Origin of the sequence: Enterococcus sp. AZ062 (genome assembly GCF_051715065.1) — a bacterium.
Classification (GTDB): Bacteria; Bacillota; Bacilli; order Lactobacillales; family Enterococcaceae; genus Enterococcus_B; species Enterococcus_B mundtii.
Map to the genome: position 1 here is coordinate 1 of NZ_JBIOTB010000003.1, position 26,534 is coordinate 26,534.

Below are 26,534 nucleotides of genomic sequence, written 5' to 3' on the forward strand. Positions count from 1 at the left end.
TACTGATCATACAAATGTAAATGATTTTTGCGAATTATTTTTAAAAAAATATGCGAGTGGAACAGAGGCAGAACTTGAATACATGATGAACGATGTGGAATCGATGGGCGAAGCGTATACTTTAGAATCGATTGATACTTCTGAATACTATGAGTCAGAAGGTTCGATTCATGGCTATGTTCGAGCGACCTTTAAAGAAAATGCCACAAGTGCATTACACCAAGAAGACTTCTCTTTTGAAATTTCAAAAGAAGGCGATCAATACAAAATTATAAAAATGAATCATTATTTAGGAGGACTAAATTAATATGTTATCAACCAGTTTTGTAAATTTATCAACGAGTTTTTATCTAGCAGCAGCCAAACCAACGCTAAGTGGCACACAAACATGGTTTACTGGAGAAATGAAAACAGCATTAGGGATTATTGTATTAGCCTTATGTTGTTACTTTATCTTTAAGCAAAAGATTGGCATGATGGTATCAACCGTTGTTGTAGGGGCATTTATTTGGTTCTTAGCCAGTGATCCAGCAGTTATCTTCGATTCTATCGGTCATTTATTTAAACCAATCTTTGGTGGATAAGCCATGAAACGTAAGAATCTATATAACTATAAAAAAGCACTTAATGTTCCTTATATGGTACAAAAATTGACAAAAAAATTCTCATTAGAAAATCCGATAAAAGTAACAAAGATTGCGGTGTTTGCCTTAACACTGCTTTCTCTTTTTACCATATTTAAACCGCTGATGATCATGTTACGTGTGATACCGGGGCTTGATTTAGCTTGTTATGCGTTGATCCCAATCAGTGTCACGATGATGTACGATAGCGTTGAGCCAGACGGTTTGAAAATTTATCATTATCTATGGGATTCTGTGAGCTATATTCTTCAATATAAGTTAATTCCTAAAAGAATTTATCAGGATAAAAAGTATCGAGCAGAAGTAGATGAAAAAATACAATTTGAAAAAATGGGCTAGGAGAAATTCTCCTAGCTTTTTTGGAGGGATCTTGTGAAATTAGCAATACCATTAAAGCATGTATACGAGAATATGATGTATACAAAAGATAATGAAATATGGGCATATTATCGTATTCAATCTGTCAGTATGCCAGTGACAGCAGATAAAAAGAAAGAAGAAGTAAAGGCAAAATTTCGACACTTGATAGGTGAGCTAAAGGAAAGTGGGAATGTCGATATTTTTATGGTACCAAAAGATATGACATTAGAAGAACGATTTGAAGAATTGTCAGATTCGTTTTGTAAGGATTTACCAGAGGTAGCAAGATACTATGCAAAAAATACGATTAAACGCTTGGAACATGAAATGGGATTGATTTATACCTATGATTGGATTATTGGGGTTCCGTTGAAATCCAATGAATTGATTGATTCATTTAAAGACGGAATGAAAAAAACGTATGAAAAATTCCGCACCAATGTGGTGACACAACTTGGGTATGATGTTGTTGTTGGCGAAAAAGAATTTCTAGCTTATCGAGAAGCTGAATTATTAATCAGACGGAAAATGAATTTGTTTCAAGGAAAACCATTAAATGAAGAAGAAATGAATTATTTGAACCGATTGAATTTTATTCGGAATATGCCTCATACATTAGAAGAAGAGTATGCCAATGATACATTGGAAAATATTACTGATTCTGAAATTGATCCAAGCAGTCGAGCAGGTGTATTGAAATTAAAAAGTATTGAAGGTGAGAGCGCGATTGCGTTGTTGCCTATTTCTGATACCCCTTTAGAAGTCTCTTACATGCACGTAGCGGAGATTGTACAGACCTTGCCATTTCCGGTGGAACTTCGATTTAAATTGAATTTCACGCAAACTAAAGGCGCTTTAGGCATGGAAGGGAAGGCGAATCGATCTTCTTTACGTTTAAAGAATGTGGTTCGAGAGAGTCGAGCAGTAGGAAATGCAGAAGGTCGGGAAATTTCAGATAGTCGTAAAGTTGTTGGAAACTTGCAAGAGCAATTAAACGCTGAAAAAGAAATTGTCGATTGGTTAGGCGGAATTGTCGTATATGCCAAAGATGAGAAAGAGTGTCGAAAACGTGTAGGAATGATTATTTCTTTATTCAAAGCACGCAAAATCAAGATTTCTCGTGCGCAATTCCAACAAGTTTATTTATTTTACAAGTTTATGATGGGTGAGAGCTTAAAAACAGCGGATAAAAAATGGGTTCAAACAACGACTGTAGCAGGGTTTTGCGAAAATTTATTAGCGATCAATCAACGTGTTGGCTATCATACTGGTTGGTATTTAGGGCGTGTTGATCCCCATTTAACACCTGCCAGTACACTGCAAAGTGCGATTCGAGGAAGTCGTAATATTATTTTATCTAATCCTTTTGTCGCCAATAAATATAATGAGGCAATGAAAACTGCTTCATTACACCAAGTCGTTACTGGTGAAACTGGACAAGGAAAATCCTTCTTAGTCAGTTTATTATTCATGTATATGGCAATGTTAGACGTCAAAGGGTTATTTATTGATCCGAAGACAGAAAAAAATAAACAAATTAAGGCTTTCCTAGCCAAAAAGGAAAATCAAAAGAAATATCCCTATCTTTATCGTCTCGTTCGGTCTTTTCATTTAGTCGCACTTGATCCTGACAAAGAAGAAAACTGGGGCGTTCTTGATCCTATTGTGTTTTTGAAAGGAACAGACGCAAAAGATACCGCAGAAGCAATGATTTATCAAATTATCAATTTAGATGATAGTCGTTTAGCACAAACAGAAGTTTCACGTAATATCCGTTTAACCATTGAAGAACGAGCGCAAGGTAATCGTGTAGGTATGATGAATGTGATTGAAAAGCTTCAAGGACATGAAGAAAAAGAAGTGAAACAAGTAGGGGATCTATTAGCTGAAAAAGTAGCTGGTAGTGTCTTGCGTTTAGGTTTTAGTAATGGAAACACGGAGGGGTTAAGTTTTACTAATCGAATTACAATTGTAGGCGTTTTGGGTTTATCTGTACCAAAAGAAACAGATGATCCACGATTTTATACGACGGCAGAAAAAAGTAGCTTAGCGTTAATGGTGCCATTAGGTAAGTTTTGTGAACGATTCGGTGCCATGAATGAAGAGGAAGAAACGTTTGAAGTGTTTGAAGAAGCATGGCTGTTCAATACGTCACCTGTCGGTCGAAAAGTCTTGAATGCAATGAAACGTGTTGGTCGGTCACAAAATAATATGTTGATCTATTCTACACAGTCAGTTGCAGATGTGAATCAAGAAGACGATCATGGAAATTTTGGTACTATTTTTGCTTTCAATGAACCAAAAGAAGAAGATAAAATTTTGGAACATGTCGGGGTGACTGTTTCAGAAAAAAATAAAGAGTGGTTATCTGGTATGAAAAAAGGACAGTGCTTAATGCTTGATCCTTATGGAAATGTGCAAAAAATCAGTGTACATGCTCTTTTCCCAGAAATGCTTCAATTGTTCCAAACAGTCAAAGAAACCAGTGGCTCAAATGCCGAACAACGGTTTAGTTAAGGAGGAATGACATGGGAAATTATGCACTTAATTCATATCGTTCCTTACTGTACACAAAAGGTTCTTTTTGGTTTAGCGCCAGTGAAACGTTCTATCAAGCAATGAACGGTTTGATCAATTTTATTTTGACTGCGAATGCGTGGATTTATCGTGTATTTGATTTGGGGTTACAGATTTTTTTATCGAATGATGTGTTTGATCAAACAATCGGCTCGGTTTTTACAACCATAATTGCCATGTATAATTCATTGTTTAGTTCTGTTGGGATATTAATTTTCTTAGTGGCAATTTTTTCAATCTTTTGTGTATTTATGTTCAAAAATCCGAATGAAGCGCTAAAGAAAATGTTTTTACTTTTTTGTATTATTGGGATTAACTCAGTGATCTATAGCAATGGCGAACAGTATATGAAAGACATTAACCATTTAGCCGATGATTTTGAAACGCAACTTGTTAAAGCGGTCAAAGTACCAACGTTTGGAGAAAATGGTGAGATTGCGAAAGAGACGATAAATGTGGGAGAACAATCGTCCGTAGATCGCATTAGAGAAGCCTATTTTACGATGGCGATCGAACAACCCTATTCTATGATCAATTTTGGAACCGTCCAAATTACCGAAGAACAGGAAAAATTCTTGTATAAAGAAAATGAAGTCGCTGGAGACAAGAAAGAAAAAAAAATAGAAGATATTAATGGATTAGTGAAAAAAGCAAGTGAAGAAAATGTTTATCTGACACCTGATAGTATTTGGGATAAATTATTTATTTCCATTTTTTCCTTAGTGAATAATATTTTTGTGGGCGGGGTCTTTTTATTGATTGCGGTCACGAAATTCCTACTAAAATTATTGATTTTTTGTATGTTATTCTTACTGCCAATTGTTTCCATGTTAAGTATGATCCCACAATTTGGCAATTCCTTGTTCAATGCGTTAGGAAAGATTTTAGCGGTCTTTTTAGGTGGCGCCTTTATTTCTTTAGGTTTGTTTATCTTTTATTTTATTATGACATTGATTGACTATTCGATTATTCGTATGGCTGGAACCGTCGATATTGTCACGTGTATTTTAGCGTTAATCGTTAAAATTATTGTTATTACACTACTTTATAAAAATTCAGGAAAAATCTTATCCTTTGTAACTGGTGGTCGTATCACTGGAAATGTGACGATCCCTGATTCAGGATTACACACAAGCGACCGAGAGAAGGGGTTAACGGAAGACAAAATAGCAGAAACAGAAGATCCAGAGACAGAGTCAGAAGGGGAAGGAAACAATGCGAATCATTTAACTGGGCGTCAATCAACTATGAATTCTGATGAGGTTGGACGGTCGTTAATTGAAGGGTTTGAGGATTCCGACTCCAATTCTGATCAGGAGGATCATACGTCGAATGATCGGTTGACGGAGGAAGCCCCAACCATGATGGAGTCAGATGAGGAAGAAAATTCAGAGACTTTTGAATACGAAGAAGAGCCGTCAGAACTAGAAGAACTTGAGGAAGATTCGCTTGGTATACCAGAACAAGATTGGGCGGAGGAAAATGAATTTGAGGAAGATTATGAGGCACTTGACCTTCCAGAAGAGTATGACGACTACGACGAAGCGTTTGATGAAGACGAGTTAAGCGAACTACCTGAAATAGCTGATGATTTTGAGCAAGAATCTGAAGTGGAACCTTTAGAAATAGAGCCAGAAGAGGGAGAACTTGAGGAGGAATCACTTGATGACCTAACGCCTTCTGAAATCAAAGAGCGTGAGGTGATAGAAGAAATAGATGACAAAGAGTCTGTATCTATCGAGAATGTCGAACCTTCTACAGTCGTTTCCAATGAGTCACCGACTCCTTCTGAAAATCAAGTAACAGATTCGTCCGATTTAGAAAACAATCAGACAGATCAACCGATTATTTCTCCTGAACATTCAACCGATAATCATGAAGCCAGCGACGATCAGCTAACAATGGAAGAAGAAGTAATGATTCATATGGAAGATGTGAAAGAAGCAGAAGATGAAAGCAGTTAAACAGTATCGAAAATGGAAATGGCTAGGGATTGTCGCTGTCCCTTGTCTCTTTCTTTTTTTCTTTATCTTTTTCTTTGGTGGTGTTTTAGATGATGTCGGTTCAACTGGTGGGGAAGAGATCGGATTTACAGGCGAATATACCGAAGAATTACCTGAATTTCCTGAAATAACAGGCACAGGGAATATCCCTGATGAAGTGGCGCAGTTCGCTGTAGGAACAGCGGTCAAGTATCGCTTGTTACCTAGTGTCGTGATGAGTCAGTGGGCGTATGAAAGTGCATGGGGGACTTCTCAGCCCGCTAAAGAAGATAATAATTTTTTTGGTATTACATGGTTTGCCGGCTGTCCTTTTCCTAAAGGTTCCGCTCGAGGTGTGAATGGCTCAGAAGGGGGCTGGTACATGAAGTTTCCTTCTGTAAAAGCAAGTTTTAGTTATTATGGCTTTATGCTGGCTAGTCAATCCAATTTTAATGCCGTTGTGGGGAATAAAGATCCACGAGAGTGTTTACTCATTTTAGGGCGGGGTGGCTATGCCGCAGCAGGAATTACTGAAAGTAGTCCTTATTTCACTAGTTGTATCTCCATTATTGAAGCCAATCATTTAACAAATTATGATGAGTTTGCGATAAAAAAATGGCAAACTTTGGCTCCTAGTCTTCCAACAGGGCAGGCAACTGGATCGCAAGGCTTAAAAGAGTTAGAAAACCTTTTAGGACAACGTGTTGGGAATGGACAGTGCTATGGACTAACAGCCCAATATTCAGGTATTTTAAATGGTTGTGGCTTAGGTGCAGGGACTCGTTATACGTTAAGCCATGTCATTGGTAATACAGAGTCTGCTTCTGATATTGGCATTGCTTATGACTGGTCAGCTGTCGGCTGGAAAGTCATTAAAAATCCTAGTTATGATCAATTAGTGGTGGGTGCGATTATTAACTGGTCAAGAGGTGGACAAGTAGGTTCATGGAATGCCGATCCTACGTATGGACATACAGGCATTATCCGAGGGTTACAAGGCGGTCGGATTCAAACCTATGAACAGAATACGGAATTAGGGATGGTCTGTGCGAAGTTAGATCGAGAATTTTATCATTCCGGAGCGATCTCCTCGATTGTTATTCCACCTAAATAAGTCGAATAGAAAGGAAAGTTTATGAAGAAAATTGCGAGTTTTAGCCTTATTATTTTAGGATTAGTTGTTCTTTTGAGTGGTTGTAGTATTGAAAAATCGAATGAAATAAAAGCTGATTCGAAAGACCTTTTTTATGACACTGATCATAGTCCGCAAACAGAAATATCGACTAGCGAGGAAACGTTAGACTCTTCTCCTAGTACTAATACGAGCGTTGTAGCTGAAATTGATGGAGAGAGTGGCGGAGAAGAAGTGTCAGAGAAAGAAGTCTTAAACGAATTTGCGAAAGCCTATTATAATTTTCAGTCGATTAATGATCGAAACAAAGCATTAGCAAAGTACGGAACACCAGAAATGATTGAAGAAAACGGACTGGCTATTGAGGTTGAAGTCGCTTATGATTCGGTTGGTTTTGTCAAAGGAATTTATCAAAATTTGGACGACCCAGCACATTATTCTATTTTTTGTGAGTCCACAGTAAACAATGTCACGGTTCAAAGTGTGTTAATTTGTCAAATCACGAGTGAGAAGAAAATTGAGTCTTTTGAAGAACAGGTATTCAAAGAAAAATACTGAGAGCATGTGAATAATTTAATTAAGTGTGTTATTTTGGTTGAGGTTTGTTATAATTAAAAGAAAAAGATGAGGTCGGATATTGTGCGAAAATGGTTGTTAGTGTTGGTTTCTGGTATGGCGTTAGTGTTATTAAGTGCTTGTGGAGGATCTTCAACAAAAGATGAGGGAACACAAGAAGTAATTGATAAAATTATTGAAAGAAATACTAATATTTCTAATAATAGATTAGAGTCAGGCGAAGAAAAATTTAGCTATACAGAGGATGATTTTAGTTTTCTAATTTATTATGATTCGGATACTAAATTATATCTAGTTGATAGCTTGGTTCCATTCGAAGATGAACCCAATGATCTTAACAGCAAATATAAAGTAAATTTATCTAAAGATAAAATAGAATTTTATCAGATTGATTCTCAGTTTGATGATGACAAACAATCAGGGAATTATGAAGTCGTTTATAAATCAGGGCAATTTGCAGATTAAAGAAGAACCTTTAACAGCTATTAGATGGTTGTTAAAGGTTCTTTTTAAATTTAATAGAGACAAATTCCTTTGGGCAGAAGAAGGTGGGATGTTGAGGTAATGTTTTACTATTTAAATACTATATTGACGATTTGATAAATTGCAATAAAACATATTTCTTTCATTTACAATTGGTGTATTAGATGTTAAGATATGTATATAAGATAAGTATATAAGTTATGTATTTAATCAAAATAAAAAAGACTACGATGTGCAACCATCGTAGTCATAAGTTAGATGTTAGATTAGCTTCTAACCAATTACAAATGACAAATTAAACGGTGGCGGGAAAACCAAGTGTTTAATTGTCGGTTATCTGAAACTCATTCTTAATTGAATGAGTTTTTTTTATCTGTATAGATCCAGTAAAGGGTAACAATTCCCATGAGAATTGTTGTAATTACCATTTTTTCTGGAGGTAATGAAAGAAAGTCCATTAGTAAAGAAATTACTAAGAAAAGTCTTTCTATTTCCATATGTTTTCTCCTAACCTTTTAGAGCGAGAGTATACATATAAAATAAATTTAATATTTTTCATATAATCAGCTCCTTCTTTTTAATCATATAAATACGTTATGTAATCAAAAGAAGTTGGAACTAATATCTAACTTAAGAACATTATAACACAAATTTTTTAACAAAAGGGGCTGTCTTTAACATGGGGTAAAATTTCTAATTATGACTTCCGTAGAACTTTTTTTGAAAAATTTATTTATAAAAAAGAACCTTTAACAGCTATTAGATGGTTGTTGAAGGTTCTTTTTTACTTTAACAATAGATTTAATAGAATAGATAATGCGGTATTCAAGTATTCAAAGTGATAAAAGATAAATAGGGACAAAAATTATTTAAAGTTTTTTTGGGAAACAAGGTTTATTGTTCGGCATTAGATTTAAATAGTTCGTCTGCAGTCGAAAAAAATGATAGACGTTTGATTATAAAGACGAATGAAAATGAATGCCAGGCCTCGTTAAAGTTCGTTATATAAAAAAGCACTGTTTAACATGATTGTTAGTCAGTGCTTTTTATTGTATTATTAAATATAGAATAGGTTTTATTTAAAGAAATCTTTTGTTCCTAACAAAAGGTTTCTTTTTTTGTGCTTTTTAATAAGTTGTTTATAAAATCTTTGTCGCTTTCGTCATACGCAGGATAGCGAGGGGAAATGATAAAATTACCGTTTTCGTCAATTTCTAATGCTACTTTTTTAAGTCCTTTGACAAAGTAATAGATAGGCTTTTTCTTCCATTGGACAACTGCGCCATTGTCTATTAATTCTTTTGTTTGTTCACTTAAAACCTGATTTTTTTCTCTTTCTTCCATTTGCTCCAGATAAGCAATTTTCTTTTTTAGCTTTGTAATATCAGCGCCTAGCGTTTTCATTTTTATTTTAGGTTTTGTTTTATTGTAGGCTTTTGCTTCTTCGTTTTTTTCTTCCATTTCTTTTAGCTGGTTTTTAAAATATTCAAGATTATTTACGCTTGTTTTAACGCCAACCGTTGCATAGCCAGTTTTTCCAACGACATGAATATCTTTTATTAATTCATTGCTTTCTTTGAATTTTTCAACTTTTTCGAGCATTTCAATACGTTTTTCTTGTTTATCTTCTTCTTGTAATAGATATCTTGATTTTTCGTATTTTCTTTTGACTGTTTTATAAATATCTGGGCGCCCTATTATATTTGGTTGTCCGAATGGAATTAAATCGTGTTCTTTTCTAATTGCTTGTTGAGTATCTGCTTGTTCTGTACGAATACGGTTTAATTTATTATGTGCTTGATCTAGTCTATTCATTGTTTTTCTCTCTTTTCTTTTTAGTTTTTACAACAACCATTTTTGTTTGGTGTGAGGGAGGGAAGCTGTTCGCTTCTTTTACTCATACTATGACTTGTTTCATTCTGCTCCTTTCGCTTTTAGATTTGATTGTTCATTTTCGCCAGTATGTTTCGATCGGTTGCTGTGCAGAGAAAGGATCATGGGCAGTCGAAAATACAAGGGCAAGCTTGCTTGTTTATATACCCTTTTATTTTCGACTGGCTGTGATACTGTAACAAACAGCTATTGATCGTTACATACGGAATTGGACGGTCATAAAAGCGATCAAGTGGAAACAAGGAGTGGGAAGTATGAGTAAAAGAAGTGAAATTTAATTGATTTTAAAAAGATTAGACGAAAATCGGCTAATCTTTACTTATTCATATATTGATTAATCCTTGCTACAATGCTATTTGAAGACATTTACACATTTACATTTGTGTAAATGTTTTTTGAAGAAAAAAAAGATAAATATGATAATTTATCTTTTATCATATTTATCTTTTTATAAATTATAAATTATAAAATATAATTTATAATGCCTTTTATTTTCTTTTCTTCATTTGCTTTTTGATAATACGTTCACGTTCTTGTTCTTTCTTTCTTTCAAGTGATCGTGTGTAAGAAACTTGTTGTTCATGAGTAAATCTAGCTGTTTTTTCATGGATAAGTTCTTCTAATAATTCATAAGTATAATCATTTTCGGTAGTTGTATCTAATAGAGCCATAAATTCACACCAAACAGAAGCAGGAATCCCTAGAGATTTTGAATTTATTTTTAGTACGTCTTCTTCTTCTTGAACATGTTCTAAAAGTTCTTCGTTATCTGCGTTAAAAGAAGATTTTGGTGTAGGAATTTTTTTATATGATGTATCGGGTTTATCTTTGTTTGAGAAAAATCCCATTTTTGTATTTGTCATTATTTGTTTTCTCCTTCAAATATTTTAATTCGATTGATAAAATCTTGTGCCAAGGGAACGAAAACTTCGTCATAAGCTAATTTATCCCAATATGTGTCTATATTTAGACCAGTTCTTGGTGTAGATTGAACTCGTTTTACAAAAGGTAAAATATTATCAAATAGGTTTTGTTCACCAAATTTTTCTATGGCGTCTGCTACTACAGTATTATCTATACTTCCTTTGCTTAGTTGGTTAGGCAAGATACCAACGATTTCTGTTTTTAAACCAAATTTTTCAACGAGTGGACCAACTTCTTCATTTAGATAATCTTCTACTCCGTCGAGACTATCCGATTGAGTTTGAAATGCCATAATTATATAGTCAGAAGCAAATGCAGCATTTTTTGTAAAGTCAGACATTGTTGGTGGGGTATCAATAAGAACAAAATCATAGTCTTTTTTTATTGGATCAATTAGATTTTTTAATACAGAAATTCTATTTTTTTCAATTTCCATGTAATTATCGTCGATTCCTTCTATTGCGTCGCCGTATAATTTATTTAAATATTTAGGGAAATTTTTGAAATCGACATGAGATGGAATACAAAATAAATTGTCAATAATTGGTATAACTAGTTGTGATAAGTCTTTTTCGACAATACCAGCAAGCATAGTTTTTTCTATTATAAATATCTCGTCGTCTTTAGAATGATAATTTTTTGTTAGTAACATAGTTTTAGTTGTATTGGCTTGAGGGTCGGCGTCTACTACCAATACACGAAATCCCATATTAGCTAACACATAACTCAAGTATCTTATAATAGTAGTTTTCCCAACTCCGCCTTTAGAATTTGCTACAGTAACGGTTAGTGGTCTGTTTACTACATTTCGGTAGTTATAGACTATTTGTAAATTTTCTTTAGTTAATTCCATTAATGAACCCTCCCAAATATAAATTGCAATTTATAAATTATAAAATATATTTTATAAATATCTCTAATATTCATTTTACCACAAGGTTTTTTTAAGTCAAATATAATTTATAAAATATAATTTATAAATTATATTTTATAAATGAGTCTCGTTTTTTCCTTTACAAAATTATAAAAATAAGGTAACTTTTTTAGTGTAAGTTAAATTACTTATATAAAAAATTATTTTTGAATTTAATTGAATAAAAAAAACTGCCCACGAATTGGCGTTCGTGACCAGCAAAAGAGTTTTAAACTCAATATCCATTTTGTTGTATTATAGCATATTTTTTGCTGTAATGGTAGTTTTTAAGACAAGAGAGGACAAACTCTTGCTAGTTTTTACTAGGAATAAAGGGACAGGTCATATGCCAGCCGATTCTATAAAATGGCGTTGCGGACATAAGCAAAGGTTACTCTCATGACTTTGTGTCCTAAGGGTGGTGGCGACCGTTAACGGCTAGGGTGGCAAACAGGATTCCGAAAGAATCGGTAATTGTCATTCAATGCTACGATTGGGCTGTTTGATCGTAGGGAATGACAATGTGTGAAAACACCAACTCATGAGAGATGTTACTAGTGGCTCCAAGGCGTCGGCATGACGTTAGACTTTTAGCAGGTTGTACTCTGATCGATGTTTCATATTTTTTTTTGAAATGTCCTTCTTAGGGTACAACTATGCCCAACACCAAAACGCACAACAATCAGTTAGAATTACCGAGTGCAGAATTGCAACGATTATTCTAACTTTTTTACATTGTTTAGTGAATAAAGAACTCTTAATAACCTTGAATAGAAGCTTGATAGCAAGAAATGAAGGGTAAGTATAAAAACTTGCTCGCTTTTCGGAACAAATGGTTTTAAGAGAAAGATTTTAAGAAATTATATAATATGCGCCTTAGCGCTGGTTGCCTTAGCAACCCTTTGGGTAGCACAATTAAGGGGATTAAAGGAATAACAGTCGGGTTTTAGCCCGCTAGAAGTACTTGCAAGTTTGGTATTCTTTGGTTTAAGGTGGTTTAATGGAAGTCAGGAAGAGCATTCTAAGCTCATTTCAAAACTTAACTTGGGGGATTGTCTGCGAAAAGATGTTAAAAAGTTGGTTAAATATAACAAAGTGGTTATTTATTAATTAAAGAATTTCACAAACTTTTGTAAAGTAAAAATCAATGAAACTATGTGACTTTTAACTAGACCAATTTCATTTCACAAAGTCAGGGAAGAAAAGGCTTGATAGAGCTGATACTTGGTATATTCGAGATTATGTAAACTAAATCATTAAATAACGAAATATTTTAAAATTAATAATGAATATAGTTTAGAAATATAAGCTTTCGTATTCTAAAATAGGGAGATGATAATTTGAAAGAGATGTCTACATGGTTGTATAGAGCAAAAAATAATTTATTGCCTTTAAGTAGAGAGAAGAAAGATTTTTTTAAAGCTAAAACAGAATGGATTTATGTTGGATTAGAAGATACTGAGACTGCTGAATCCACCTGTGAATTATGTGAACAAGAAAATTTGAGATATGAATACACTATAAAAAATAAATATAATTTTAATGAGATGATTGTAGGAAGTTCATGCATAGAAAAATTTATTGCAGAACTAAATACTACAGAAAATAATTTGCTAGATACAGAAGGATTAGTGGTTTCTAAAGAAAGATTGAAAAGTGATAAAGAAAAATATTGGGAGAAGATTTTATTTAAGATTTTGGATGAAAAATTCAATACTAAAGGTTTTGAACAAGATATTACTAATCACATTAAAAACAGAGATTCTATTTCTATAAAACAAGCTATATGTCTACAAAAATTGTATCGTAACTTAAATGATAATGAAAAGTCTGCTTTTAGGAATCTGGTTAAAATAAACTTACGCAAAAATTATTTTAAGAATCAATATTATGAATTGAAATTTGAAAGGGATTTGAAATTTATTGAAATGTTGTTATCTTCGCAACAAAAGAAATTATTGGAAAGGGACAGACAATAATAAGAATAGAAGAAGATAGGACTTAATTTAGTTTTCCTCCAAAAGAGTAAGATATTATATAATTAAAAAAGTGAAAAGATGGTGGCTAATCTCTTGAAAAAGGGGTGATGCCTATGGTTCATAGCTTTATCCCTAGAAGGGAGTAAGTACGTGTCAACTTTTTAAGCAATTCAACTGATGATCGCTTTTGCGACGTTAGTTTTGCTGATTATTGACCATAAAGACAAAAAAAAATAACCATCTAGCACTTTGACCAGTTGTAGATGGTTAAATCCGTATTATAACAGTCACCGTCTTTTTAACGGTTCTACATGGGAGCTATGTTGACGCATAGCTCCTATTTATTAATTCAATTATAGCAAAAAATAGTAAATCAGCAAATATGAATCTGTGTATGAGTTGATAAATCATAAATTTTTTCAGGAAAAGGACACAGTAGAAAATAAAGTGCTATGATAGTTTTGGATAATACAAATCAAAGGAGAGGTCGTTCTTTAAAAGAACGGCTTTTTTTTTGACTTTTAAAATCATAAGTTTTTTTAGTTTCTTCTAACATACGGAAAACGATTATGTGTTTAAAATAGCTTTTTATGATATTTGTGCTAAAAATTATTTCAGTCATGTTATAGTCTCATTATGGAAATTTTAGGAGGGTTAGCGATGGATTATAATTAGGAGAAATTTGTTGTCTGTTTAAGACTGAAAATTCAGAAAATTGAAAAAATAGGTTTAGAGAATATTAAAGATATTTTGTTGTTGTTTAATTTGGAGAAAACTTAAAGGAGAAATCGTATTATGAAAAAAGTATTAACTATAGTTTTAATTTCTTTATTTGGTTTTATTGGTTTTGGATTGTCAAGTATGGTAGTAAATGGTGAAGAGATTGATTTACAGACACAAGAACAAGCTATTCCATTCCATGAATTAACGTTAGATGAACAAGAATATTTTAAGTCTAAAGGATTTGATAGTGGAGATACTTTTTATACTACAGAAACTGTGTCTGATCAAGATTCTAAATTACGTTTATCTGCAAATGTGTTACGATTAACAGCTTCAACGAAAAAAATAAGTAATACTCAAGGTCGTACAGAATATATTATAACAAGTCCAAATTCACCAATGTATCGTATATCTACACGATTAAATTTAGGCAATGTACAATCATATACACAGACAGTAAATTTATATAATGTGACTGGTTATAGCGGAGGTATGTATTTTACGTATACTGGAAAAAGAAATTATTATAATGTTAGATTGGCTATGCAGGTATACAATACTTTTGGTGTTGGATCGGTTTCAAGTACTGCAGGAGGATTGACAATAGGAAAATGATAATTTCATATTATGTGTTTGATCAAGTTGATGATGAAGAACTATTTATTTTCAAATCGTTACATGAAGATTTTGCTACAAAAGAGTTTTATAATCGTACAAATGTAAAAAAATTAGAAACAAATTTGTTTATTTTAAGTGACTCAATTATACCTTTTATTGAAAATTCTAAAGTTTTCGAGCTATTGAGAACTGAAGACATTAAAAGTTTACCAATCATTGAAATTGATAAACAAATTGTAAAAATTGGAAATTATTTAAGTTTAGATGAGTTATCTGAACTTACTGGTATAGGGATGTCTATTCAAAGAAAAGATTGATATGATTTAAATTCTTGATATTTGTTCACTGGAATATCTGGACAGATGATCCAATTACTTAGTTGCTAGATCATAATTTTTTTCAGTGGAAGGACACAGTAGAAAATAAAGTGCTATAATAGTTTTGGATAATACAAATCAAAGGAGAGGTCGTTCGTCAAAAGAATGGCTTCTTTTTTATGTTTTTACAAAGTTTTAATTACAAATAAAATGCTTAATATTTTTGTACGTCACAATCTAAAAAAGACCAAAAAAATAACCATCTAAACACTTTGACCGGTAGTTAGATGGTTGAAAGAAAAACTATTTATTACTGTCACCGTCTTTTTAACGGTTCCACATAGGAGCTATGTTGACGTATAGCTCCTATGTGGAAATTCAATTATGGCAAAATAATAGTAAATCAGCAAATATGATATAATTGAAAGGTAGAGAAGTGAAAAGATGGTGGCTAGTCTCTTGAAAAAGGGGTGATGCCTATGGTTCATAGCTTTATCCCTAGAAGGGAGTAAGCAAGTGTCAACTTTTGAAGCAATTCAACTGATGATCGCTTTTGCGACGTTAGTTTTGCTGATTATTGACCATAAAGACCAAAAAAAATAACCATCTAAACACTTTGACAGGTCGTTAGATGGTTTGAAAAAACAATTAATATCTGTCACCGTCTTTTTAACGGTTCTACATTGGGGCTATGTTGACGCATAGCTCCTTTTTATTATTTAATTATAGCAAAATATTATCATATTCGCAAACATATAGTAGGCGGACTACAGTATTGAACGCACAAATATAAAAACACGATGATAGAAAACAAAAAATTCTAATTTTATTTTAATATAAAATAACGATTATGATTCCAAACTCAACGGTTATGATTTTTTGGATATAAAAAAAGAACAAGCGTTTGTTTATTTGGTTTTGTTATGTTAAACTTTTTACTTGTAAGATTTGATTGATTAAATTTTACATATATGCTTATTCCGATATTTTACTTGACAATTATTTTAATTAAGGGTAAAGTCGTAAGCGAGTTGATTGTGATACTTAGCACAGTCAGTTATGTGTACGTAGATACAAAAAAAAATGAAGGAAGGCTTAAAGGCTCAGGGCTGGTAACCCTTCGACGCCAGAAAGCCACAAGACCTAATGACACTAGGCTCCTTCACTGTTATGGCTTGCGCCACAACGGTAATATGATAACACAGTCTTGCTAATAGTTCTACGATTTATAATTATTATATTTATTTTTATATATAATTTTTAGGAGACGTAGAAATTCTATTGTCTGTTTATTCATGTTATTTATCGGCGCAACCAACGTTTTAACGGTGAAAAAAGGAGTCAGTTGCTATTACGGCGACTGACTCTTTTTTTCGTTTTTTTTTTACGGTTATCACAATCAACTCAATTATTAACGAATGATCTTTGACAACTGAATAGTGAACAAGAAAAAATCCAGTAATAGCTTCTTTCTTGTTCCATATACACATTAATAAATGTGCATAGCATAGCCTAGGAAACTATACTATAGCATGTTTTAGTTAATTTGTGTAGTTGGTTGAGGAACCATTTATAAAATCCTTAAGACGCTTGCTAAAGCGAGCGCTGATGATACTAGATGGAACTTGTGATTTCGTGAGAATAAGCAAGGGTATTTGACTGACAAAGTGTCTGTATTTCAGGTGTGCGGTTGGAGCAGAAATGCCATGATGATTCCTGAAAAAAAGATAGCACAAGAAAAAAGGCAAAATATAAGTGAGGCAGGCGCAGTGTATAATACAGATTACTTTAATCAATTATTTACAGAAAAAGTTCGAAATTATTTTTCGGATTATAGCCGTTTTTTTGATCAGTGTAGAGATCAATTAGCAGAAATGAAAGGATCAAATCCTTTAAACAAATTGGAACAAGAGTATAACGAAGCAATAATTCGTTTAAAACAAATTTCAGAAAAGCTTCACTTAAAATCTTTGCAAGAATATGAAGAACAGCAGTTTACCAATCAAAGGGATTCTATCTCTTATTGCCATAAACTGTTGGACGGAAAGATCGATAATTTTTTGGAATTTTATTTTGAAGAAGCCAAAAAAGAGTTACAGGAAAAACTGGTACATTGTCAGACAATGTTTACTTAACAAATACAGTAAAACAAGAATCAGAAAGTAGGACGATACATGGAATTTTTAAAGATAAAACCACAAGAAACATTTGGAACATTGTCTTTTGTTGGAAAACCAATTAAAGGTGCAGAATATACACAAGGTTCAGGACAGGCTCGTAAACATGTTGGTAACTATTGTCGTTTACTAAGCTCTAAGCAGTCAGAAGCAATTGAAGTTATTTTTCCAACTCGTGTGAATTTAAGTGACTTTGCTTTCGGTGATGTGGTGTCAATTGAAGATGTCAGAGTTGAACCTATCAGTGAGAGTACAGGTAGCGGAGCGATTACAGGTTGGCGTATATTTGCACAAAGTATTAAAAAAGGAACTGTGTAGGGGGAAAATAAATGGCTAAAAGAAATGAATTGAATGCAGGCATGGAAATTGATGCAGATGAAACGTTTGGAGACATGACCTTTTTACGTATGAAGTCACCAAAAACAGAAGTAGATGAAGATACAGGTGAGCGTATTCCAGTAGCGCTACGCTATGTTGTAATTGCTAGAAAACAATTATCTGAAGAAATTATTACTGTGCCAGTTGAAACACCATTACGTGAATTGGTTGCTGGTGATAAAGTAAAACTAGTGAATCCGACAACTAATCTACTGGGTTTTGGAAATGGAAATTTTGCAAGTAGCTACATTCAAGTGTTTGCGGAAGATATCAAAAAATTGAATGAACCAACAACTGAACCAGTTGGAACGACGAATACTCCAAAAGATCCAAAAAAGAATCAAAATAATTAGGAGGATTTACTATTTCTAAATTTATTCGGTATCGTGGGATTAAAATAAGAAAAATTCATACAAACATTTATCGCTTTTATTTGTTTTTCATGGCTTTACCTTTTTTAGTTGGGGTAGGCTTTTTTTGTTACTTTCAAATCTATCCTATTGTAAAACCGATGATTGCAAATAGTAGATTTGAGTATCAAGTCTTATTACTTCCAACAGCCCAATTAGTCGGTTTAATTACGTTAATTTTTGTTGTTTTAGCAGGTGTAAGAAGAACTTCAAAAGTACGAGGGAAATTTTTTGTACGAGTTTTACACCGACAAATGTTAGCTCAAATGATTGTTAGTCGTAATTGGGTTGATCGAAAAACAAAAAAAGGAACTGATGGAAAAACACAAGAAAAAATTAAATTTCCTAAGTTATACTATCGACATAAAAAGTTTACAACGTTAATTACCGTACCAACCGACGGTAAAAGGTATCATGAACAAATGTTGAAAATTGGTCCTGTATTAGAACAAATGTTTTTTGCGGATCTAATTGATTCAAGAAGCGAGCTTGGTTTTACGCAACATGAGCTTTTAATTGGGTTGGGAACGAATCGTATTTCAATTAATGATGTGAAAGTAACGAAGACGTCAGTTCAAATCATGAAAGATTTTACTTGGGATTTTGCCAAAATGCCACATATGCTTATTGGTGGAGGTACTGGTGGGGGAAAAACCTTTTTCTTGTTTACGCTCATTTTACATTTATCAAAGATAGGTACAGTGTATATTTGCGATCCTAAAAACGCAGACTTAGTAGCAATTGGCGAATTACCAGCGTTTAAGAATCACGCTTTTAGTGGTGTTGATCGAATTGTACGTTGCTTAAAAGACGCTGAAACAGAAATGATCAATCGTTTTGCGCATATGAAAACACACTCGAATTATAAATGGGGAGCAGATTATACGTACTACGATATGGCACCTTATTTTGTGGTTGCTGATGAGTGGAGTGCGTTAATGGCAGAAGTAAATGATGATTTTAAAAAACGTCAAGAAATCATGAAGCCCTTAACTCAAATCATTCTAAAAGGTCGTCAAGCAGGTGTCTTTATTATTCTAGCAACCCAACGCCCTGACACAGAAGATATTGATGGTAAATTAAGAGATCAATTTAATTTACGTCTTTCTCTTGGTAAGTTGGAAGGAAACGGCTATCGAATGATTTTTGGGAAAGCTGGAGAAAATAAGAATTTCTTCAATAATGAAGTACGTGGACGTGGCTATATTAGTGATGGAGGAATGCCAAGGGAAGCTTATTCCCCATTAGTTCCTAAAAGCTTTGATTTTAAAGAAGCTTTGTCTAAAATACCGAACATGATTGAAGAAGATTATTCACGATTAAGTTTATCAGAAGTTGAGAAAGGACAACTTGAAAAAGAATTAGAAATTGAAGGTGGTATATAGTAAAATGGAGGATAAAGAAAATTTAGTTTGGCATTTTGAAAGTAATCCGCATATGCTAATTACAGGAAGAACAGCTACAGGAAAAACTTATCTGTTGAAAAAAATGGCTGATTATTTATCACAAGTTGGCATTGTTTCAGCTTCTTTTGATAAAAATGAATTTGCGGAAATCCTTTATTTAGCTCAAGAGAAGTTTCAGGAGCGGTATAAATATATTAGAGAATATAGTGAGGGAAATTCTGGCGCAACTTATTCTGATTTAGATATGAAGCCTTATTTTGTTATGATAGATGAACTAGATTCAGGATTGCTATTCTTAAAAAATAAAGACCCATTATCTTATGATTGCTTATTGAAAATAATAAAGGATATTGTGCTAAAAGGAAGAGAAGTAGGCGTTTTTCTTATTGGTGTACGTGAAGGAAGCCAGCCATTTTTGGAACCTATAGAAGATAATATGGCAACACGTATTTTTTTAGGAAATCCTAATGGGAATGGAACAATTTTTTTGGGTGGAAACCAAAATAAATTTCAAACAGAGCTAGTAACAGAAGATTTCTTTCTGCAGAACGTTAGTAAATAGGAATAAAGCGTAAAAGAATTTTTCCCATTTTTGCTGGGATGAAAAGTTTTCCGAAGTTGTTGCTTACTGTGCGGAGCGAACAAGGTCTCCTTGTGAGAGGTGGGCGCTTTAGCGCCCACCGTTGAACGCAACGACGAATACGAGGTCTCCTCGTGTGAGGACTGAACAGTAAGCTTACAAATTCGTGAAAGGCGCTGGTTTTGCGCCATATTCAAGCAAAAATATAGGGAAAAATAGGCTTGGCGAGCTTTGCTCGTCAAGCTGTGACCCCCGTACTCTAACAGGGGGGTAGTGGAGATGTAAAATTCAAGTTTCAGAGGTTCTAAAGACTGATATAACAGCTTTTTCATTGGTTGCACACTCTCGAAAAAAAATCGTGATTTTGACAACTAAATTAAGTGGGGGAGAAACGATTGATAATTTAGTATTAAATGACTTAGGAAGAAGCGTAAAAGCTTCAAGAATAAGGTTTCGTATGACGCAAACGGAGTTTGCAAAGGAAATAGGTGTGAGTCGTCAGGTTATCAGTGAATTAGAGCGTGATATAGTGAGAGTTTCTGAGGAAACGTTAAATAAAATTTTTGACTATATTGCCATGCAAGATCGACATGATCCGTTAGAATGTATTATTGATTATCTGAGAGTCACATTTCCTGTAAATGATGTTGCTGGTATATTTAAAGATGTGTTAAAGATTGAGAAAGCTTATTTTGCCAAAGTGGATTCACATTTGTACGGTTATATAGGTGGTTATCAATTAGATTATATCCAAGTTCTCTATTCAAAGAAGAATGATGAACGTGGTGTATTAATTCAACTATCAGGACAAGGTTGTCGTCAATTTGAAGCCTTTCTTGAAGCGCAAGGTCGAACGTGGTTCGACTTTTTTTATTGCTGTTTTGAATATAATTGCCGAGTAACAAGACTTGATTTGGCAATCAATGATTATCAAGAATATTTAAGTATACCAACGCTCTTAAACAAGGTGTTTCGGCAAGAATTAATTTCACGATTTCGTAAATTTGATTTTAATGGCTCAGGAAGTATTTCCGAAAAGAAACAGGAAGGCACAAGTATTTATTTTGGATCGAAGAAAAGTGAGTTCTATATCACTTTTTATCAAAAAAATTACGAACAAGCTCGGAAATTAGGGATTCCTGTCGAAGAAGTGCCAATAAAAAATCGTTATGAACTACGATTTAAGAACGAACGTGCAATGTTGGTGATAAAAGAGTTCATGCGTTCTGGAGATTTAGCAAATATTGTCTTGGGTATCATAAAAGATTATTTATTGTTTACTGATCGAAGAGCAGGTGTTAGTAGAAAATACTGGAGCGTGAACCGAAAATGGCAAATTTTCTTAGGGGACGCTGAAAAAATGCGTTTAGCTGTTGAACCAAACGAACAGCTGTATGAACGATCAAAGAACTGGTTTAAACGGACAGCAGCTGCTACTGCTAAAATCATACAAGAAATTGATGAGATTAAAGGTACACAAGAATTTCAAGAAATTATCGATGAAATTGAATTAAGTGAGAAACAGCAACATGTGATAGAAGTTCAAACGACACCTATCTTAGAAATGATTTGTTCCGCTTAACATGGAATTAGCACGATCGATAAAAATAGTAACAAATTTAGAGGAGGCGAAAGAAATCGTGTCCTTTTTAGTTGTTTCAAATTTAATAGGAATGAGGACGTGACGTGAAGAACTTTAGTAAAAGTAATATGAAAAAGCATGTGGCAGTTGCCATGATGCTTGTAGGAACGGTTGCTGGTGTTGCAACGAGTAGTGTGAATACTTGGGCAACAGAAACAAGCAGTAGTGATTCAAGCAGTTTATCAGAAAGCGTGAAATTAAATTCAGAGCAGTTAGGACAAGTTACTAAGACGAATGGTTCAAACAAATTAATTGATGATCCTAATACTACTGTGGTTACAGATGATACAGTTATTTCTTCTGATTATAGTTTTTTTGTTCAGTTTATTAAGGGGAAGACAACGGTCGAAACCATTGGTGATTCTTGGAGTGAAAAAATGAAGACTCCAGAAGGTGAACAAAAGGATCGGTCGGTTAGTATTCCAATAAAAGATGTTCAAAAAGGAAAGTCAGGGGTTATCTATCGCAATGTGAGTGCTTTTGGGGAAGAAGTGGACGCCAGATTTATTATCGAGGATTTTAAGGAAGGAAAGACGACTGATGGAAAGGTACCAACAGATGGTCAAATTGCTTTTAATACGAGAGATCAAGTAGGGGTTTATCAAAATAGGATTCAAGAAGCGACTTTCAGTATTGAGTTCTTGAAAGCTGGTACAAATGAACCTATTCATTTAGATGGTTTTTATACTTTTTCTGATATCGATTGGACACAATATATTACGTTGCATAGTGATATGTTAGATAAATCCACAGGTATTCTGGCAGATCCTACGTGCTGGTTAGTTTTAACAGAAAATGAGGACAAATCAAAGACATTTGCAGAAGTGAATAATCAAGGAAGTGATGATTATGACATTCATGCGATGTTTACAGTGCTATTTAGAGATTTATCAAAATTTACAGTTAGTTTTGGATCAGCCCATGCGACCGATAAATTACCAGTCAATAATGATTGGGAGTGGAGTTGGTTTGGGAATACAGCGGTTAAACCTGCAAGATCTGATGATCCTAATCCTGAAAAAACAGTAACGGATATTGATGAAAAAGAAGTGACACAAAATCAATTAGCGCAAATGAATGAAACATTCACTTATAGTATTACTCAAAACATTTCAGGGCAATTAGAACAATTTTATCACCGCTCGTTTGAAATGATTGATGAAATTATACCAGAACTAGAACGAATATCAGAGGTCAAAGTAGTAGATGAATCTGGCGAAGATCGTTCCAACTTTTTTAAAGATCAATCTGAAGGAAACAAAGTACATGTTGTAGCTACAGAAGAAGCCTTGAATACGCAAGATTTTTATGGTCATACGTATACATTTAGCTTTGATACGAACGTTCGTGAAGCAATGAATCTCGATAAATATTTTAATCAAGAAGAGAAGATGTATTATTTTCCAAATCAAGCAAAAACGGTAATCAATAATCAAGAAAAATTAACGAATCAAACGCAAACAAAAGTTGGCGAGACACCAGATGATAACCCAATTAAAAAAATTAAAGATTCCAATGGGAAAGAAGTAGATGTATCACAAGTGAAACAAGGCGAAGTTGTTGAATTTGTTATTTCTAATCCAACAGGTGTACCGTATTCTTCGATTGGAAAGCCAGTTTCTATTTATGATGATTTAGAAGATGTTTTCATGTTAGATGATAAATCAATCAAAATGGAAATCGCTGATCTAGGGGATCAGGTCGAATTTACAGATATTACTGAGAAAGGGAACTTGCTTATTGATAAAGAGGCGGAAAAAGCTACATGGTCAATTGAAGATGGTTCTATTTTAGCAGGAAAGCAATATCGATTAACTATCTCTGGAACGGTAAAGACAGATGTTGACTTTTCAAGTTACGTTGATGATTCGGGAAATATTCGTGTACCGAATATCGCTTATCAAATAATTGGCGATGAAGAAAAAACAACGAATCAAGTGAATGTTATTGTGCCACAAGAAAAACCTGAAATTTTACCACCAACAGCTATTGATAATGGAAATAATCAATTATTAGTGGTAACTGTTTTAGTCTGTCTTGTGTCTGCCTTGTGTCTAATGGGTGTCTTTTTGGTGAAAGGTAAAAAGAATGAGAGAAACAACTAAAAAAAAACATTTATTTGGAGCAATTGGAATCGGTCTGATTGCTCTTTCTTATATGATTTTTTTTATCATTCATATCAGTATTGACCATTCAGCAGGAAAAGAAAGGGAAATTAAACCGAGTGATACAAGCTTTATAGAAGAAAGTCGAAGGAACGATTTATCAGATAGTTCTATTTATGAAGAAGAAATCACTGAATCGGGGATAAGCAAGAAGAGCGAGACTGCGTCTAAGGAAAGTAGTACACCACCGACAAAAGAATCCAAATTGACGAATACAAGTCAGCTTGATTCCGCAGGTAATGAAGATTTTTCTGAAATGGAGCGTCCAACACTTGAAGAAATTAATCATGCGCAAAGTAATCGTGAGGGTATGTCTGATCAAGTAGTTGGTGAAATTGAAATCCCAACGATTCAATTGAAATTATCTATTTTAGAAGGAACAACGTATCAAAAAATGCTTTATGGAGCGACAACTTTATTAGCTAATCCGATAATGGGGCGTGGAAACTATGCACTGGCTTCTCATAACATGGGGGTTGAAGGAAGTATGTTTACGTCTATTTATCAATTAAAAGAGGGTGAGGATATCTATTTAAAAGATAAACAAGGAAAAACCTATCATTATCAAGTGATTTCAAATGATGTTGTCGATTTCAGAAATACAGAGAAATTAAATTTAACTCGAAAACCAACGATTACCCTAATTACTTGTCAAACTGTTCAAACAACAGATAATCGAGTAATCGTTCAAGGAGAATTGGTAGAGTGAAACGGTCGTTTAGCCCACCTTTAAATACTATTTTAAAAAATAAGTATGGATTTTGTTCATTTGTTAGCAGTCCAACTCCAAAAGATCGAGAAGACTATTTAAAAGTGTGTGAGTGGACAAAACGCAATGATCTTCCCTTTACGCCAAGGGTGCCAGTACTTTATGAACGAAAATTATCAAAGACAACTAGCTTGATGATTGAAGGTACAGTAATGTACAGCGAAACAGGACTTTCATTAGGTTATCGTTATGATTTTTACAAAGTTCGATATTTTGGTAAATCAGAACCAAATGAAATTAAAATTTATTGCCAAAATGTAAGCAGAAAAGAATTACTACAGCGTTTGACTAAATTCAGTTTTTTAGAAAAGGAGAAAGAACATGTTTCGTTTTAGTTATGAGGAAGACAAGTTAAAAGCAGAGCTTTTCTCAAAAAAGTTAAAAAAAATCAGAGAAGAACGTGAATTGGTCGTAGAACAAATTGCTTTGTTGGCTGGGGTATCAACGGCAAGCATTCGCAGTTATGAAGCAGGAACGACGTTACCAAATGTTAAACGTGTGTTAAAACTTGCTAATTTTTTTGATGTGTCACTAGATTATTTTTTCACAGAATAAGAGCCAAACAGTAATGGCTAATAGCTGAATTGAAGCAAAAGCCATTGTGGGTCAAGATGAGCAAAACTTAAAGAAAGGGGTGTTGATGTGGCGTTACAAATAGTTTTATTTATTGTTTGTCTTGTTGTAGTTATTGGAGTGGCTGGGTATGTATTAGCTCATTTTTTACAGCAAAAAAAGACAAAAGCAACGGAACAGGAAAGAAGAGAGGAGGAAGAAACTCGACAGCCAGTGCATTTTAGAGAATTAGAAGCACCAACAAGCGTTAAAAAAGAAGAGTCGAAAATTTATCTTGTGAAAGGTGATCGGACAGATAGTTATAAAATTACCGTTCGGTTAAATAATGAAATTTATGAAAAAGAATATTATGCGTATGATTCAACTATTTCACGTGAACAAATTTTAAATGAATTTTATTACGTAAATGAACGAGAAATTGTATTGATTGATGAAGAAGGCGAGCATTATTACAATCAACAGGCAATTGAACGTATTGATTTTATTCATAGAAAGATTTTAACAAGTCAAATTGATCAGGAAGAACAAGAAGTAACAGAAGTACCAGAAAAACAGGAAGTACTGAAACAGGAAAAGATTCCTGAGAATGAGGGTAAAGAAGAAACAGAAGAAAAACAGGAAATTGACAACGACTCGAATGTATCAAATGAGGAACAGTTTTCCACTGTTGCATTAGAGTCTAAGCCAAAAAAATTCTTTAAAAAAGATAAGACTGGGAAACAGTCTTTAAAACCAATGCAAGCTAAAACATTTAATCGTTTATTTTTAGCTAGTTTAGTTTTATTGGTTAGTATCAGTGTGCTTGGTTTCACACGTACGTTAGGGTTAAGTTCTCGTGTCGATAAGGTACAGGCGAGTGTTACTCAACTTCCTAAAGAATTCGCTGGTTCAAATGAATCCAATTATTCGTCCATTTATCGAATGAATTTTTATATGCAAGAATTTTTTGAAACGTACATTCCTTTATCGACAAATAGTGTAGAAATGAGTACTAGAAATGAAGCATTAAAATCTTATTTTGCGGATAACGTCTCATTAAAATTAGAGAGTAGTACGGTCAATCGTGAGTTTATTTCGTCAGAACTTATTGATGTGGATACGACCGATAAAATCATTCATGCTAAGTATCGAGTTGTTTCCTTGACGGAACAAGCAGAAGAAAAAGTCAAAGATCAATCCGTATATGTCGTGCATTTAGTTGAAAACAACGGAAAATTTAGTTTAGTTTCTTTACCTTCCATTTCTAAAAATGAAAGTTTTAAAACAGGCTTTTCCGGTATTGAAGTAGAAGAAGAAGGAAACAAATTAACAGA

General features: G+C 33.6%; 26 protein-coding genes. 23 read left to right on the forward strand and 3 right to left on the reverse strand.

What is annotated here, in order from left to right; genetic code table 11:
• From IGJ00_RS15830 to IGJ00_RS15865, 8 genes are all read left to right on the forward strand, one after another.
• A partial coding sequence (locus IGJ00_RS15830) for a conjugal transfer protein (RefSeq protein ID WP_438844656.1) occupies positions 1 to 307 on the forward strand: 307 nt, incomplete at its 5' end.
• A 1-nt stretch (position 308) separates the two neighbouring features.
• On the forward strand, positions 309 to 584 hold the full coding sequence (locus tag IGJ00_RS15835) for a TcpD family membrane protein (RefSeq protein ID WP_023520791.1): 276 nt from the start codon (positions 309 to 311) through the stop codon (positions 582 to 584).
• Between the two features lie 3 nt (positions 585 to 587).
• Entirely contained in the window at positions 588 to 983 is a 396-nt protein-coding gene (locus IGJ00_RS15840; protein WP_023520792.1) for a conjugal transfer protein, read from the forward strand.
• A 33-nt stretch (positions 984 to 1,016) separates the two neighbouring features.
• Complete coding sequence (locus IGJ00_RS15845) at positions 1,017 to 3,521, forward strand: ATP-binding protein (protein ID WP_438725433.1); 2,505 nt, start codon at positions 1,017 to 1,019, stop codon at positions 3,519 to 3,521.
• 11 nt (positions 3,522 to 3,532) lie between these two features.
• Entirely contained in the window at positions 3,533 to 5,545 is a 2,013-nt protein-coding gene (locus IGJ00_RS15850; RefSeq protein WP_438749134.1) for a CD3337/EF1877 family mobilome membrane protein, read from the forward strand.
• A complete protein-coding gene (locus IGJ00_RS15855; protein WP_438749132.1) occupies positions 5,532 to 6,677 on the forward strand; it encodes a glucosaminidase domain-containing protein in 1,146 nt (381 codons plus the stop codon). Before IGJ00_RS15850 ends, IGJ00_RS15855 begins: the two co-directional genes overlap by 14 nt.
• Positions 6,678 to 6,698: 21 nt before the next feature.
• A complete protein-coding gene (locus IGJ00_RS15860) occupies positions 6,699 to 7,253 on the forward strand; it encodes an EF0163 family protein (RefSeq protein WP_438749130.1) in 555 nt (184 codons plus the stop codon).
• 81 nt (positions 7,254 to 7,334) lie between these two features.
• Positions 7,335 to 7,736 (forward strand): hypothetical protein, encoded by a 402-nt coding sequence (locus IGJ00_RS15865; protein ID WP_438749128.1) that lies wholly within the window; start codon positions 7,335 to 7,337, stop codon positions 7,734 to 7,736.
• Between the two features lie 1,116 nt (positions 7,737 to 8,852).
• Here IGJ00_RS15865 and IGJ00_RS15870 read toward each other — a convergent pair.
• The 3 genes from IGJ00_RS15870 to IGJ00_RS15880 all read right to left on the reverse strand — a co-directional run bounded on the left by IGJ00_RS15870 (position 8,853) and on the right by IGJ00_RS15880 (position 11,424).
• On the reverse strand, positions 8,853 to 9,569 hold the full coding sequence (locus IGJ00_RS15870; RefSeq protein ID WP_438749126.1) for a hypothetical protein: 717 nt from the start codon (positions 9,567 to 9,569) through the stop codon (positions 8,853 to 8,855).
• Positions 9,570 to 10,135: 566 nt separating this feature from the next.
• Positions 10,136 to 10,510 (reverse strand): hypothetical protein, encoded by a 375-nt coding sequence (locus tag IGJ00_RS15875; protein WP_066026602.1) that lies wholly within the window; start codon positions 10,508 to 10,510, stop codon positions 10,136 to 10,138.
• The gene (locus IGJ00_RS15880; protein WP_066026603.1) at positions 10,510 to 11,424 is read right to left on the reverse strand and encodes a ParA family protein; all 915 of its coding nucleotides are present in this window, start codon (positions 11,422 to 11,424) and stop codon (positions 10,510 to 10,512) included. Before IGJ00_RS15880 ends, IGJ00_RS15875 begins: the two co-directional genes overlap by 1 nt.
• Positions 11,425 to 12,833: 1,409 nt before the next feature.
• Between IGJ00_RS15880 and IGJ00_RS15885 the strand changes: the two genes are divergently transcribed.
• From IGJ00_RS15885 to IGJ00_RS15955, 15 genes are all read left to right on the forward strand, one after another.
• The gene (locus IGJ00_RS15885; protein ID WP_438749146.1) at positions 12,834 to 13,463 is read left to right on the forward strand and encodes a hypothetical protein; all 630 of its coding nucleotides are present in this window, start codon (positions 12,834 to 12,836) and stop codon (positions 13,461 to 13,463) included.
• Positions 13,464 to 14,258: 795 nt separating this feature from the next.
• Positions 14,259 to 14,801: a hypothetical protein gene (locus tag IGJ00_RS15890; RefSeq protein ID WP_438749124.1), complete on the forward strand. Its 543-nt coding sequence runs from the start codon at positions 14,259 to 14,261 to the stop codon at positions 14,799 to 14,801.
• Positions 14,798 to 15,121 (forward strand): arsenic metallochaperone ArsD family protein, encoded by a 324-nt coding sequence (locus tag IGJ00_RS15895; protein WP_335884840.1) that lies wholly within the window; start codon positions 14,798 to 14,800, stop codon positions 15,119 to 15,121. Before IGJ00_RS15890 ends, IGJ00_RS15895 begins: the two co-directional genes overlap by 4 nt.
• A 516-nt stretch (positions 15,122 to 15,637) precedes the next feature.
• Positions 15,638 to 15,724: a putative holin-like toxin gene (locus tag IGJ00_RS15900; protein WP_219842351.1), complete on the forward strand. Its 87-nt coding sequence runs from the start codon at positions 15,638 to 15,640 to the stop codon at positions 15,722 to 15,724.
• Between the two features lie 1,103 nt (positions 15,725 to 16,827).
• On the forward strand, positions 16,828 to 17,256 hold the full coding sequence (locus tag IGJ00_RS15905; RefSeq protein WP_438749122.1) for a hypothetical protein: 429 nt from the start codon (positions 16,828 to 16,830) through the stop codon (positions 17,254 to 17,256).
• Positions 17,257 to 17,295: 39 nt separating this feature from the next.
• Positions 17,296 to 17,616, forward strand: a complete 321-nt coding sequence (locus tag IGJ00_RS15910; protein ID WP_023520782.1) for a DUF961 family protein — start codon at positions 17,296 to 17,298, stop codon at positions 17,614 to 17,616.
• Positions 17,617 to 17,627: 11 nt separating this feature from the next.
• Entirely contained in the window at positions 17,628 to 18,029 is a 402-nt protein-coding gene (locus IGJ00_RS15915; protein ID WP_023520783.1) for a DUF961 family protein, read from the forward strand.
• Positions 18,030 to 18,187: 158 nt separating this feature from the next.
• Entirely contained in the window at positions 18,188 to 19,471 is a 1,284-nt protein-coding gene (locus IGJ00_RS15920; RefSeq protein ID WP_438844657.1) for an FtsK/SpoIIIE domain-containing protein, read from the forward strand.
• A 4-nt stretch (positions 19,472 to 19,475) separates the two neighbouring features.
• Positions 19,476 to 20,054 carry a hypothetical protein gene (locus IGJ00_RS15925; protein WP_409173945.1) on the forward strand — a complete coding sequence of 193 codons (579 nt, stop codon included), beginning with the start codon at positions 19,476 to 19,478 and terminating at the stop codon, positions 20,052 to 20,054.
• Positions 20,055 to 20,430: 376 nt separating this feature from the next.
• Positions 20,431 to 21,654, forward strand: coding sequence for a replication initiation factor domain-containing protein (locus tag IGJ00_RS15930; protein ID WP_438844659.1), 1,224 nt, complete (start codon positions 20,431 to 20,433; stop codon positions 21,652 to 21,654).
• A gap of 104 nt (positions 21,655 to 21,758) precedes the next feature.
• On the forward strand, positions 21,759 to 23,819 hold the full coding sequence (locus IGJ00_RS15935) for a hypothetical protein (RefSeq protein ID WP_438749142.1): 2,061 nt from the start codon (positions 21,759 to 21,761) through the stop codon (positions 23,817 to 23,819).
• Entirely contained in the window at positions 23,803 to 24,588 is a 786-nt protein-coding gene (locus tag IGJ00_RS15940) for a class A sortase (RefSeq protein WP_438749140.1), read from the forward strand. The genes IGJ00_RS15935 and IGJ00_RS15940 overlap by 17 nt, the downstream gene beginning before the upstream one ends.
• Positions 24,585 to 24,983 (forward strand): hypothetical protein, encoded by a 399-nt coding sequence (locus tag IGJ00_RS15945; protein WP_023520788.1) that lies wholly within the window; start codon positions 24,585 to 24,587, stop codon positions 24,981 to 24,983. Before IGJ00_RS15940 ends, IGJ00_RS15945 begins: the two co-directional genes overlap by 4 nt.
• Entirely contained in the window at positions 24,970 to 25,203 is a 234-nt protein-coding gene (locus tag IGJ00_RS15950) for a helix-turn-helix domain-containing protein (RefSeq protein WP_023520789.1), read from the forward strand. The genes IGJ00_RS15945 and IGJ00_RS15950 overlap by 14 nt, the downstream gene beginning before the upstream one ends.
• An 87-nt stretch (positions 25,204 to 25,290) precedes the next feature.
• Positions 25,291 to 26,534: conjugal transfer protein (locus tag IGJ00_RS15955; RefSeq protein ID WP_438844658.1), on the forward strand; the 1,244-nt coding region annotated here is incomplete at its 3' end.

What these genes read in the sequence shown, in the direction of transcription:
- IGJ00_RS15835 (WP_023520791.1), top strand. Translation starts at nt 309, where the DNA reads ATGTTATCAACCAGTTTTGTAAATTTATCAACGAGTTTTTATCTAGCA.
- IGJ00_RS15840 (WP_023520792.1), top strand. Translation starts at nt 588, where the DNA reads ATGAAACGTAAGAATCTATATAACTATAAAAAAGCACTTAATGTTCCT.
- IGJ00_RS15850 (WP_438749134.1), top strand. Translation starts at nt 3,533, where the DNA reads ATGGGAAATTATGCACTTAATTCATATCGTTCCTTACTGTACACAAAA.
- IGJ00_RS15855 (WP_438749132.1), top strand. Translation starts at nt 5,532, where the DNA reads ATGAAAGCAGTTAAACAGTATCGAAAATGGAAATGGCTAGGGATTGTC.
- IGJ00_RS15860 (WP_438749130.1), top strand. Translation starts at nt 6,699, where the DNA reads ATGAAGAAAATTGCGAGTTTTAGCCTTATTATTTTAGGATTAGTTGTT.
- IGJ00_RS15870 (WP_438749126.1), bottom strand. Translation starts at nt 9,569, where the DNA reads ATGAATAGACTAGATCAAGCACATAATAAATTAAACCGTATTCGTACA.
- IGJ00_RS15875 (WP_066026602.1), bottom strand. Translation starts at nt 10,510, where the DNA reads ATGACAAATACAAAAATGGGATTTTTCTCAAACAAAGATAAACCCGAT.
- IGJ00_RS15880 (WP_066026603.1), bottom strand. Translation starts at nt 11,424, where the DNA reads ATGGAATTAACTAAAGAAAATTTACAAATAGTCTATAACTACCGAAAT.
- IGJ00_RS15885 (WP_438749146.1), top strand. Translation starts at nt 12,834, where the DNA reads ATGTCTACATGGTTGTATAGAGCAAAAAATAATTTATTGCCTTTAAGT.
- IGJ00_RS15890 (WP_438749124.1), top strand. Translation starts at nt 14,259, where the DNA reads ATGAAAAAAGTATTAACTATAGTTTTAATTTCTTTATTTGGTTTTATT.
- IGJ00_RS15895 (WP_335884840.1), top strand. Translation starts at nt 14,798, where the DNA reads ATGATAATTTCATATTATGTGTTTGATCAAGTTGATGATGAAGAACTA.
- IGJ00_RS15905 (WP_438749122.1), top strand. Translation starts at nt 16,828, where the DNA reads ATGATGATTCCTGAAAAAAAGATAGCACAAGAAAAAAGGCAAAATATA.
- IGJ00_RS15910 (WP_023520782.1), top strand. Translation starts at nt 17,296, where the DNA reads ATGGAATTTTTAAAGATAAAACCACAAGAAACATTTGGAACATTGTCT.
- IGJ00_RS15915 (WP_023520783.1), top strand. Translation starts at nt 17,628, where the DNA reads ATGGCTAAAAGAAATGAATTGAATGCAGGCATGGAAATTGATGCAGAT.
- IGJ00_RS15920 (WP_438844657.1), top strand. Translation starts at nt 18,188, where the DNA reads ATGATTGCAAATAGTAGATTTGAGTATCAAGTCTTATTACTTCCAACA.
- IGJ00_RS15925 (WP_409173945.1), top strand. Translation starts at nt 19,476, where the DNA reads ATGGAGGATAAAGAAAATTTAGTTTGGCATTTTGAAAGTAATCCGCAT.
- IGJ00_RS15940 (WP_438749140.1), top strand. Translation starts at nt 23,803, where the DNA reads ATGAGAGAAACAACTAAAAAAAAACATTTATTTGGAGCAATTGGAATC.
- IGJ00_RS15950 (WP_023520789.1), top strand. Translation starts at nt 24,970, where the DNA reads ATGTTTCGTTTTAGTTATGAGGAAGACAAGTTAAAAGCAGAGCTTTTC.